Source organism: Zobellia uliginosa, assembly GCF_018860745.1.
Classification (GTDB): Bacteria; Bacteroidota; Bacteroidia; order Flavobacteriales; family Flavobacteriaceae; genus Zobellia; species Zobellia uliginosa_B.
The window spans coordinates 553,228-564,818 of sequence record NZ_JAHKPY010000014.1; the positions used below are offsets into that span (position 1 = coordinate 553,228).

The following is an 11,591-nucleotide window of genomic DNA, read 5'->3' on the forward strand; positions in this document are numbered from 1 at the left end:
AGTAGGGATTCTATTATGAAATATGGAGATATAGTCAGCTAAATAAAATTAGCCCAATGGTAATTAAAGCTGGTAACGCCTGTACGTACAATATTTTTTTCTCAACGGAGAGTGCACCATAAATACCTGCAATCGCAACACATCCTAGGAAGAAAAGAGCAACATTGGCTTGCCACTTAATATTTGTAATAAATAATGACCAAATAAGCCCTGCAGCAAGAAAACCATTATAAAGCCCTTGATTAGCTGCCATTGGTTTGGTAGGCTCAAAGAGCTCTTTTGGGAATTTTTTAAAAACTTTTCTTCCCTTAGTCGTCCATGCGAACATTTCAAAATAAAGGAAATATAGATGTAAAAAGGCGATAAGGCCAATCAGTATTTTTTGTAACATAGACGTCTAGCTTAAAGTTCATTGCCTTTTGGCAATTTGGGCTCTTACTATATTTTGTTATCGAAAGTTACGGTAAAATGTGTTCCGTTATCCGTAGAGTTATAAGTTAATTCAGCTGAAATCTGCCTACATAATGCTTTAATAATGTCAAAGCCTATTCCTTCTGCATTTTCTATGGCAAAATCACTAGGCAGTCCTTTACCATTGTCTTTGATGGAGAATGCGGCCATACCGTCGTCCAAGACATCAACATCTATAACCAGCTCGTTATACTTGGTGGTGTCTGGGTAGGCATGCTTTACTGCATTGGTCACCAATTCGGAAATTATTAAAGCAAGTGGTACGGCCCTATCCAAATCTATAGAAATTTCCGGACAGTTTATTTTATAGCTGAAGGTTGGGGATATTTTATTCTGATACTCCATTAAATCCTTTAAATACTCGTGAAGGTTAACGGCTTTAGAATCTTTATCTTGATAGATTTTCTGATGGGTAAGTGCAATCGCGGATATTCTAGCTTGGCTATCCTGTAGTGCGGTTATGGCCTCTTTACTGACCAATTTTCGTTTTTGCATATTTATTAGACTAGAAGTAATCTGCAAATTATTCTTTACACGATGATGAATTTCACGTAGTAAGTTCTCTTTTTGTTTGTTGGATTCTTCTAATTCAGCAGTACGTAAAAGAACGCGAGCTTCAAGGCGGTCATTATGATTATCTCTTCTACGAGCCAATAAAACCAATAACAGGGTTGTGGCAAATCCTAAAATAAGCACCACATAGGATTCAAAAATATGGGGAAAAGATAGGTATTCATCCTTTGGTACAAAATGAATTAACCATTTCCGATCTACCGCATGAATAGTTTTCTGAATAGAAGTCTTTTCAAATTTTTTATCAGTGATTTTACTCTCATCAACATTAGAAAACAATAGGGTGTCTCCCACTTCATCATGAATGCAAATGTCCACAACTTTCGCTTCGGATTTTAGTGTTTCTGAAACAAGCTTTTCCATACGGTAGACGCCAACAACCACGCCTCTACTTTCAATAGAATTTTGGCTGCTTACGGACTTTAATGCCACTATTCCTTTAATGGTACTATTTTCGGCTATTAGCGATATAGGTCCGGAAATTGCAGGTTTATTCGTTTTTATAGATCTAAGAACTACATCTCTTTTTGTACTATCCGAATAGAGGTTGTAACCTAGTACATCTTTTAAAGGACCTAAAGGATTTAGAACTTGTACAGGGTAATAAACATCTTTTGTTTTAGTGGGAATTAGATTGTTTTCCGTATTCGTTTCTTTGATTTTGATATGTTTTTCAAACTTGTTTTTTTCAAAATCCTTAATTTTAGGCGCCCAGGCAAGCGCCTTTATGCCATTAAGTTCTTTTAAAAACGGGTCCGTGAAACGCTCAAAAAGATGTTGAGGAATTATTTTTTTATTCTCGTAGAAGAACGCCATGGATTCCACAACAAGATTGATTTTGTTGAGCTCATCTTCTAATTTTATGACAGATTTATTTACTGCATTGTCTATAGCAGCCTTGTTTCTTAGAAGGTACCTAGTATTGATGGAAAAGAAAATGAATAAAGAGATACTACTTCCAACAAGTAGAATAGCTAAATATTTTAGAATTTGCTGTTTGGTCATAAGTGGTTAATGTGGGGACATCTTTGATAACCGGCTAGGTTGGTACTATTTCAAAAGAACGGTAGATTTTGATTTTTAAGTTAAATATACTTATTGGTCACTAACGAATCTGGGGTCTACGGGCATAACTGTGCCGCAATTGTCACAGGTTCTAAGATCTTCAGAACCATAAAAATGTTTGAAATGTTTTAAAAAATCTATTTCAATATCATTAAGGGTAAAGTAAGCTTCATAAAGTTTGTGATTGCAATTGTCGCAAAACCACAGCAGTCCATCGTCAACATTCATGTCGGCTCTTTTTCGCTCAATTACTAAGCCTATACTACCTTCGTGACGAACTGGTGAATGTGGAATTTTTGCAGGATGCAAGTACATATCTCCCGGGCCAAGTTTCATTGTTTTCTTTTGCCCGTCTTCTTGTATATGAACTTCAATATTCCCTTCTAGCTGATAGAAAAGTTCCTCCGTTTCGTTGTAATGATAGTCTTTTCGAGCATTTGGACCCGCAACTACCATAACAATGTAATCTCCTGCATCTTTATAAAGATTCTTGTTGCCAACAGGAGGTTTAAGGGTGTGTCTGTTTTCTTCTATCCAACGATTAAGATTAAAAGGGGCTTTAATGGACATATTTTGACATTTATAACCAAACTCTTTTGTCATGCTCTATACATATACAAAAGGAGGTCATTTTATCTCAAAGCTATGAAAAAGTATGCTGTATAACTAGTATGTAGTCTTTATAGTGGTTTTTTATCTTAGACTAGCGGAAAAATATTTGCGTAAAATACAGTTTTCCATTGCTGTCTCTTTTTACACTAACTGCAGTATGGGTGAATTCACCTTCCATAGTTTTTTTATGACTACTACTATTTAGCCATCCAGCAAGTGCTTCGGAAGCGGAAGCATAATCTTTTGCAACGTTTTCCGCAACAAATTCAGCGGCTTCCTCATTAGATATCTTAAATGCGCGTGAACTAAAATTATCATGGTTCAATGCCCCTTTTGCAATCATATAGTCTGTGTGCTTATTGGCGTGTAAATATGCCACGGAACTGAATTCTAAAGAATTGCTTCCTATTGATAACCGGTGTCCATTAACGGCTTCAAGAAGTTCTTTTTCTACAGTTTCTGCATTTTCCTTTTCGACAATATCTGCTGCCTCAACGGACTCTTTACTACAAGAGGCCAAAGTGCATACAAATAAAACGAGTGCAACATAGTGTGTTCTCATTTTCATACAAAGTTCTATTTGTAAGTAGGCGTATTCTTGAAAAAGTAGGAGAGAAGAGTGGGGTGTTCTCGTATTCTAAGAATTGATTGGGGATATTCTCGTGAGGCGAATATCTAAAATATATTGTTTACTCTAGGTTATAAGTTTCACTTTTCGATGAAATACACCATTCTAATAATCTTACGTAAGTCAAAACGTACGCTGGCTCTGGTATTTCTGCTTTTTTCGCTGTTTTAAACAAAAATCAATCTATTACATCCCTACGGTAAATGGGGTTTTATAAGCTTTCATAATTCAATGAAAACCGTTACCAGTTCTGTTTTTTAACCGCTATTTTTGTTTAAAACAATCTTTCCATGAAGGTCTTTTCTCTTTTTCGATTTTTATTATTATTTGTTTTTTTGTCAGCGTGCACGTCTAAAAAGAAAGAGGCTGCCGGTCAGGCTGATAATTTAAATCGTTTTCATGAGTATGTAAGTCAAGTTTCTCATGGAATTATTTCTGCTCAGAGTGTTGTAAAAGTGGTTTTTAACACTCCAATTGAATCTTGGAATGCAGGAGATGAATTGGATAAAGGTCTTTTTAAAATATCGCCAAGAATAGATGGTAAAGTAGTAGCCCTGGATGACCGTACGATTGCATTTGTTTCTTTAAATGGTTTTCAGCAGAATACGGAATATACATTTGAGCTGAATTTGGGTGATATAATTAATGATATGCCAGATGGTCTGGAAGTATTGACTTTCAATGTTAAAACCTTAGAACAACAATTCAATATTTATACAGACGCATTACAGTCGTATTCAAAAGAATATCAATATATAACCGGCCAGTTACGCATGGCAGATGTTTTTCCTTTAGAAAAGGCAAAGCAATTGGTCTCTGCGACCCATAACGGAAAGTCGGTTTCTGTTAAGTTCGATGTAGGAACAGAAAAAGGAACTCAGTTTTCTTTTAAAATAGACAGCATTCAAAGAACTATTGAAGACTCTAAACTAGAAGTTTCATGGAGTGGGGCTCAATTTAGTATTGATAGTAAGGGCAATGAGTCAATAACAATACCGGGAAAGAACAATTTTACTGTTTTAGATGCCACTGTGGATGTAGCCAAAAATGCAGTAGTGTCCATAAATTTTTCCGATCCAATTAAAAAAGGTCAGAATTTTAAAGGCTTGGTTGTCTTAGAGCAGGATGACGCGGTTAAATATGCCGTTAACGGTAATACGCTAAAAGTTTATCCATCCAAAGATATTGAAGGAACGGTAATGCTAGAGGTTTATGAGGGTATACAAAGTGCCGACGGCAACAAATTAAAAACAAAGTTTACGGAAAGAATTGCTTTTGAAAGGCTAAAGCCGGAAGTAAGACTGCTTTCTAATGGAACTATTTTGCCGTCTTCCAGTAACCTTAAAATCAATTTTGAAGCGGTAAGTCTGGCATCCCTGAAAGTATCGGTTTTCAAAATTTATGAGAATAACGTTCTGCAGTTTCTTCAGAATAGCAACCTTAATGGACAAGGTGATTTACGTGCAGTGGCTAGACCTATTGCCCGCAAGAAAATTACTTTGGCCAATTTATCTAGTAATAGTGGAAAATGGGTTGCTCACGCGCTTGATCTCAAAACGCTAATTACGCCGGAAGTAGGTGCTATCTATAGAGTTGAACTGGATTTTGGACCAGAAGACAGTGCATATGGTTGTGAGGATTCAAATTTTGATCCTGTATTGGAAGAAAAGGATAATTTTGATGAAGAAAAGGAGAACAGTGCTTGGGACAATGTAGAGAACTATTATTATAACGATTACTACTACGACTATAACTGGAACGAGAGGGAAAACCCCTGCGATAAATCGTATTACTACAACAAAAAAATAGGAATGAACATTTTGGCGTCAGATATAGGCGTGACGGTCAAAAAGGGAGTCAATAAAAGCTATTTTGTTGCCGTAACCGATATTTTGGATGCCAAACCTGTAGCAAGAGCTAAGGTTACCTTTTATAACTACCAACAACAGCCTATAGGAGAAGTAGTGACAGATGTAGAAGGGCTAGCCATGTTTGATGATGGAAAGCTGGCGTATTTTGCAGTAGTGGAAAGCAAAGGTCAAAAAACCTATGTAAAACTAAATGACGGTAATGCGCTTTCCGTAAGTAAGTTCAAAGTTTCGGGAGTAGAGCTTCAAAAAGGTCTTACAGGTTTCGTTTTTGGCGAAAGAGGTGTTTGGAGACCGGGAGATGACATTTTCCTTTCTTTTATGCTGAATGATAAGGCGCATGGGTTACCGGAAAATCACCCTGTGAAGTTAGAGCTGTATGACCCCTATAATAAAGTTGTTCATCGTGAAGTAAGAACTAACGGGCTCAATAATTTTTATCAGTTTAATCTTAAAACAGATGAAAATGCACCTACCGGTAATTGGTTGGCTAAGGTTTCGGTTGGGGGTGCTACGTTTACAAAGTCACTTAAAATAGAGACTATCAAGCCAAATCGATTAAAGATAAAAACGGAGTTTGATGATGATATTCTAAATGCGTCAAAACCCATTACCGGTAAGATGGAAGTGAAGTGGTTGCACGGTGCAATAGCTAAAAACCTAAAAGCGGATATTACAGCTAAATTCAATGCAAAGAATACTGCATTCAGTGCATTTCCAGGTTATGTTTTTGATGACCCCACCCGAAGCTTTTCGGTAGAAGATCAAGTAGTTTTTGATGGTAAGGTAGATGCAGAGGGTAAAACACAATTCAGTATGAATCCTCAGTTTACCAGCATGGCTCCCGGTATGCTAAAAGCGGCGTTTATAACCAAAGTATATGAAAATGGGGGGGATTTTAGTACAGATGTGTTCTCTAAAACATATTCGCCTTATGGCACTTATGTGGGTTTGACTATTCCTAAAGGCGATAAAAATAGAGGGATGCTTTTAACGGATACACCTCATACATTTGATGTAGTTACAGTTGACGAAAAGGGCAATCCTAAGGCCACTAAAAACATTAATGTAACCATTCACAAAATAAGTTGGAGATGGTGGTGGGATACCTCTGCGGATAATTTATCTAATTACAGTAGTGGTCAATATCATGAGAAAGTTTTTGAAAAAACACTTAGTACTAATGCCAGTGGTAAGGCCAACTTTAATTTTGAATTAAAGTATCCGGAATGGGGTAGGTATTTGGTACGTGTAGAAGATCCAAATGGAGGTCATGCCACAGCAAAGACAATATACATAGATTGGCCGGGATGGGCTGGGAAATCTCGTAAAACAGACCCTTCTGCAGCTACCATGTTGGTATTTTCTACAGACAAAGAAACCTATAATGTTGGTGAAACCGCTACGGTTACCTTCCCTAGTTCAGAAGGAAGTCGTGCTCTGGTTACGGTAGAGAATGGTACGGAGGTTTTAAAAAGCCTTTGGGTAGATACGGCCAAGGACGAGACCAAGTTTCAACTAGAAATGAATGCGGAATACGCGCCCAACGTTTTTGTTCATGTTTCCTTATTGCAGCCACATGCGAGTACCTTAAATGATAACCCTATTCGGTTGTATGGTGTTATTCCGGTTTCTGTGGAAAATCCAACTACAAAAATGAAACCTGTTATTGCAATGCCCGAAGTATTGCAACCGGAAGAAACTATTACGGTTAAGGTAAGTGAGAAGAACAAAAAGGCAATGACGTATAGTATTGCTATTGTAGATGAAGGCTTGTTAGATTTAACCCGTTTTAAAACCCCGGACCCATGGGGCACTTTCTATGCTCATGAAGCACTTGGGGTAAAAACCTGGGATGTCTTTGATGATGTTATCGGTGCTTTTGGTGGTAAGGTTAACCAAGTATTTGCTATTGGGGGTGATGGCGAACTAGCAGGTGCAAAAAATAAAAAAGCGAATCGGTTTGAACCAATGGTAGTTCATTTAGGTCCTTTCAGTTTGAAAGAAGGAGAAACTAAATCGCATGATATTAAGATTCCTAAGTATGTTGGGTCTGTTCGGACCATGGTTATAGCGGGTAATTCACAAACCGAAGCTTATGGAATGGGCGAAAAAACAACTCCCGTGCGTAAGCCTTTAATGGTGCTGGCTTCGTTGCCTAGAAAAATTACACCTGGTGAAACCGTAACCCTACCTGTAACGGTATTTGCCATGGAAAAGAAGGTGAAAAATGTAACTTTAAAATTGAAGTCGGATCCATCTTTCACTATTTCAGGTGATGCTACCCAGTCACTAACTTTTACACAGCCCGATGAGAAAATGGCATACTTTCAGTTGAAGGTGGCTGATTTTAAAGGGATAGGTAAGGTAATTGTTGAGGCTTCCGGTAATGGGGAAAAGGCTTCTTTTGAAATCCCTATAGATGTGGTAAACCCAAATCCGCTTACCTCGGAGATACAAAATATTATATTGGAACCTAATTCTGCACAAACCATAAGCCTAGAAACTTTTGGTGTTTCAGGAAGTAATTTGGCGGAAATAGAACTTTCTACTTTGCCTCCAATGAATTTTAATGGGCGTATGCAAAATCTTATTAGATATCCTCACGGATGTTTGGAACAGTCCACATCTGCAGCGTTTCCACAGTTGTATCTTTCGGATATTTTTGATTTGGATGGCAATAAGAAGAAAAGTATTCAGCAAAATGTAGTGAGAGCTATTAAACTTCTGGGCGGTTATCAAAATGCTACGGGAGGATTTTCATATTGGCCTGGGCAGAACTATTCTAATGATTGGGGAACTTCGTATGCCGGCCATTTCTTGTTAGAGGCGGAAAAGAAAGGCTATGTCCTGCCAATTGGTTTTAAATCTAGTTGGTTGAAGTATCAGCAGAACAATTCAACACAATGGCGTTCTGGTACAAATAGTTCGGATTTGGCACAAGCGTATCGTCTGTATACTTTGGCGCTATCGGGAAATGCAGATGTATCTAGTATGAACCGGTTACGAGAAACTGGGAATTTGTCCAGCGAGGCTAAATTCCGTTTAGCTGCTAGTTACGGATTAATTGGACAAACCAATGTAGCCAAGGAAATTTTGAGCACGGCAAAACTTGATTTTGAAAATAACGGGTTTGATTATTATACCTATGGTTCTTCGGACAGAAATAGGGCTATGGCCTTGGAGACATATGTGCTGCTAAAAGATAAAGCAAAAGCGCAAGATATGGCAAAAACAATTGCTGAACGTATTTCTGAGTCTAGATGGTTGAGCACACAGAGCACGGCATACAGTTTAATTGCAATGGCCAAGTTTGCCAATTTAGTAGGTGGTAAGGGTATAAAAGCTTCGGTGGTAGTCAATGGAAGTTTGGAAGAGGTGGGCACGGCAAAGACATTAGCAACTCGTGAACTTTCAATAAAAAGAGGAACTAATATAATCGAACTTAAAAATACTGAAGCCGGTACATTGTTTGCCTCAATAGTAAACCAAGGAATTTTACCTGTAGGTAAGGAGAAATCAATTCAGCGGAACTTAGCGGCTAAAACAGTTTTTAAAGGTCGAAACGGCTCGGTATTAAATATCGCCCAAATAACGCAAGGTACGGACTTTGTGGCTGAGGTTACTTTGACGAATACTACTGCTAAAGCAATAAAGAATGTAGCGCTAACAGAGATTTTTCCAAGTGGGTGGGAAATTGTAAACACGCGTTTTACTGATTTTGGTGAGTTTGCGGACAACCAAGTAACATATACAGATATTCGTGATGACCGTAGCAACTTTTATTTTGACATGGATAAAAACGAAACAAAAACGTTCAGGGTGCTGTTGAATGCCTCTTATTTAGGCCGATACTACTTGCCAGGTGTTCAAGCAGAGGCTATGTACGATAATGAATATATGGTACGTACCAAAGGTCATTGGGTAGAGGTAGTTCAGTAAAATTGGAAGAATGCAAGCAATAAAAAAGACCCTTCACAAGGGTCTTTTTTATTCTTAATTAATTGAATTATTTTTTATTCTTTCTTGTATTTCTTGTGGTATTCGCCATTACCTTCATCAAAGGTAAGTGTAAGAACATCACCGGAAACTTTATATTTTGCTACCATTATGTTTGATTTTTCTTCCGTACCATGGTCCAGCTGAACTTTACTGTTGAACAAATAAGACCATGATCCGGAATCATGCGTTCCTTCTATACAATCACCGCTAGCACTATCCGTACTATGGTATTCATAGTCTAAAACATTCCCGTCTTTAAAGCGTAAAATGTCCATACTCTGACATTCGTTAGCAAGTACTTCGCCATCATCATCAATATATGCTGTTAAGGACCATGTGCCTAGTAAATCACCATTATCTCCTGAGTCATCTTGTTTACAAGAAGTGAAAGTACAGCCTATGGCAAGAAGTAATATAAGTAGTGGTTTTTTCATTTTTACCTGATTTGGTGAAATATTAAAACGTCCATGCATTTTAGAAATTACATAAAATGGCATGTTTTAGAGGAAATGCTACTTTTACGGATGAAGTTGATATTTTAATAAACGCTTTATTCGATACTTAATTAGTCTCCAAAAATAGTTTTTTCTATTTGATGCTAGAAAATAAAAATTAGGATTCCCGGTTCGTATATCTCCAGGCATAATCGTGTAGTTAAATTTATTCTTCCAAGCAACGTAATTAAAACTTAGTTGATCACGGAGACTTTGGGTCGAAACAAACTCCCACCAGTCTTCCATAACCTTTATAACCTGTGTGTCATTATGTCTTCTAATGAGAACACCTCCACAGATGAGACCATTGTTTGGAGGATAATTTTGGTCCTTAAAAAACAGAATCTGTTTTTCCATAACCTTGGGGTTATCTTTATACACCCCTCTTTGTTCGCCTAGTTCCAGGATTGCCTTGTATTCTTGATAAACGCAATTTCTTGTGTCATCACTTTGATTATGATCAAAGAGAGCCATTTTAAAACCATTCAAATTTTTTATGAGTTCCTTGATATTTCCGATAATCAAAAAATTACTATCAATATAAATACTGATATCGTACTCGCTAAAATAAAGATGGGGCAATAACTTTGGGTGACGAGACCTTAAACGTTCATTATCCTTAAAATCCTCTTTCAACAAAATAGGTGTCCATGGCTTACAGACTTTTTTAGGATTGTCCGTAAAAGCAAAGAAGTCTACGTCTCTAATATTTTTCTGCGGAACGAAACCGAATTTAGGCCCCAGGGCAATAGTATAAATGACAAGCTTAGGCATGTATGTTTTTATATTTTAAGGCAAGGTCCATTCCCTATTCATAATAAGAAGCAACTCTAGATACTGATTGAGACTTTTTATTATCGTATAATTTAGAAATTATATACTTGCCTGAAGCGTTTCTTTTTCTACTTCACCTTTAGGAGTTATTTCCTCTTTAAGAACATTGTCAAATATAAATGCACCAATTTCTTTTATAGGTCCGTAAAGAACGGACTTTTGCATGGTTTCATCCTTGACAACACCTGCAGAATTATTTACGCGCTCAAAAAAGATGAGCAGAGCCCCAAGAATGACCGCTACTTTCACCACACCAAAAATTCCGCCGGCAACTTTGTTCAAAAGTCCTAGCATAGCAAAGTTGGCTATTTTGGTAAGGAACCTCCCCGCTAATTGAACAGCAAGAACAATAACTATAAATGTGATTACAAAGGCCGCAATATTAATATACCGTTCGTTCCATTCCATATTGTCGGAAAGGTAGTCCCCGGCATAATAGGAGAAATGTATAGCTCCATAAATACCTGCAATTAAGGCAACAATGGAAGCTAATTCAACAAAAAGTCCGTTTTTTAGGCCTTTCCATAGTCCGTATAATAGTAGTAATCCTAATAAAATATCTAAGAAACTCATGGTTAATGTCTTTCCACAAAAGTAGTATTTTGATTTGTACCTTTGCAACTTATATCCAATCCGCGGAAAAACGCAAAAATATTAATGGCAAGAGACGAAGAGTTAAAAGAGAGATGGAATGTCTTAGTGGGTAAGTTATCCGAGCAATTTGCTAGCGGGGATACTTTAGAACTTGACGCAATAATATACCTGGTAGGGGTTCAGGAACTTGGACAATACCACAGAAAATATAAAAAAAACGATAAGTTAGACTTAATGCATATTGCTATTTGTCGTTTATTGGAGCCATATGGTTATTATGAGTTTGAGTTTTTTGATGAAGATGGCTGGCCTCATTATAAAACCAAAGAAGAGTTGCCGGCATTAAAAGCAGGGGAGCAATCTGTTTTAATGAAGGAGGCGATTGTTGGCTATTTTCTTGAGAAGGAATATATATAGAAGGGTTTCCTCATATTCAGGCTTTGAGAAGTG

Annotated in this window: 9 protein-coding genes; 2 read left to right on the top strand and 7 right to left on the bottom strand. The window is 37.3% G+C overall.

Annotated features, from left to right (window positions below; genetic code table 11):
- Window positions 1-34 precede the first annotated feature (34 nt).
- From KO521_RS17325 to KO521_RS17340, 4 genes are all read right to left on the bottom strand, one after another.
- Window positions 35-391, bottom strand: coding sequence for a DUF1304 domain-containing protein (locus KO521_RS17325; RefSeq protein ID WP_215941164.1), 357 nt, complete (start codon window positions 389-391; stop codon window positions 35-37).
- Window positions 392-438: 47 nt separating this feature from the next.
- A complete protein-coding gene (locus KO521_RS17330) occupies window positions 439-2,049 on the bottom strand; it encodes a CHASE domain-containing protein (RefSeq protein WP_215941165.1) in 1,611 nt (536 codons plus the stop codon).
- Window positions 2,050-2,139: 90 nt separating this feature from the next.
- Entirely contained in the window at window positions 2,140-2,679 is a 540-nt protein-coding gene (locus KO521_RS17335; RefSeq protein ID WP_215941166.1) for a 3-hydroxyanthranilate 3,4-dioxygenase, read from the bottom strand.
- Between the two features lie 133 nt (window positions 2,680-2,812).
- Window positions 2,813-3,289, bottom strand: coding sequence for a CAP domain-containing protein (locus KO521_RS17340; RefSeq protein ID WP_215941167.1), 477 nt, complete (start codon window positions 3,287-3,289; stop codon window positions 2,813-2,815).
- 395 nt (window positions 3,290-3,684) lie between these two features.
- Here KO521_RS17340 and KO521_RS17345 point away from each other — a divergent pair, with 395 nt between their 5' ends.
- Window positions 3,685-9,159, top strand: a complete 5,475-nt coding sequence (locus KO521_RS17345; RefSeq protein ID WP_252730096.1) for an MG2 domain-containing protein — start codon at window positions 3,685-3,687, stop codon at window positions 9,157-9,159.
- Window positions 9,160-9,233: 74 nt separating this feature from the next.
- Here KO521_RS17345 and KO521_RS17350 read toward each other — a convergent pair whose 3' ends face one another.
- From KO521_RS17350 to KO521_RS17360, 3 genes are all read right to left on the bottom strand, one after another.
- Window positions 9,234-9,653 (bottom strand): lipocalin family protein, encoded by a 420-nt coding sequence (locus tag KO521_RS17350; protein ID WP_215941169.1) that lies wholly within the window; start codon window positions 9,651-9,653, stop codon window positions 9,234-9,236.
- An 84-nt stretch (window positions 9,654-9,737) separates the two neighbouring features.
- Window positions 9,738-10,487 (bottom strand): glycosyltransferase domain-containing protein, encoded by a 750-nt coding sequence (locus tag KO521_RS17355; protein WP_215941170.1) that lies wholly within the window; start codon window positions 10,485-10,487, stop codon window positions 9,738-9,740.
- Between the two features lie 99 nt (window positions 10,488-10,586).
- Window positions 10,587-11,120 carry a CvpA family protein gene (locus tag KO521_RS17360; RefSeq protein WP_215941171.1) on the bottom strand — a complete coding sequence of 178 codons (534 nt, stop codon included), beginning with the start codon at window positions 11,118-11,120 and terminating at the stop codon, window positions 10,587-10,589.
- A gap of 84 nt (window positions 11,121-11,204) precedes the next feature.
- Between KO521_RS17360 and KO521_RS17365 the strand changes: the two genes are divergently transcribed.
- Window positions 11,205-11,558 carry a hypothetical protein gene (locus KO521_RS17365; protein ID WP_215941172.1) on the top strand — a complete coding sequence of 118 codons (354 nt, stop codon included), beginning with the start codon at window positions 11,205-11,207 and terminating at the stop codon, window positions 11,556-11,558.
- Window positions 11,559-11,591 lie beyond the last annotated feature (33 nt).

Coding starts and splice junctions, on each gene's coding strand:
- KO521_RS17325 (WP_215941164.1), bottom strand. CDS start 391: ATGTTACAAAAAATACTGATTGGCCTTATCGCCTTTTTACATCTATAT.
- KO521_RS17330 (WP_215941165.1), bottom strand. CDS start 2,049: ATGACCAAACAGCAAATTCTAAAATATTTAGCTATTCTACTTGTTGGA.
- KO521_RS17335 (WP_215941166.1), bottom strand. CDS start 2,679: ATGTCCATTAAAGCCCCTTTTAATCTTAATCGTTGGATAGAAGAAAAC.
- KO521_RS17340 (WP_215941167.1), bottom strand. CDS start 3,289: ATGAAAATGAGAACACACTATGTTGCACTCGTTTTATTTGTATGCACT.
- KO521_RS17350 (WP_215941169.1), bottom strand. CDS start 9,653: ATGAAAAAACCACTACTTATATTACTTCTTGCCATAGGCTGTACTTTC.
- KO521_RS17355 (WP_215941170.1), bottom strand. CDS start 10,487: ATGCCTAAGCTTGTCATTTATACTATTGCCCTGGGGCCTAAATTCGGT.
- KO521_RS17360 (WP_215941171.1), bottom strand. CDS start 11,120: ATGAGTTTCTTAGATATTTTATTAGGATTACTACTATTATACGGACTA.
- KO521_RS17365 (WP_215941172.1), top strand. CDS start 11,205: ATGGCAAGAGACGAAGAGTTAAAAGAGAGATGGAATGTCTTAGTGGGT.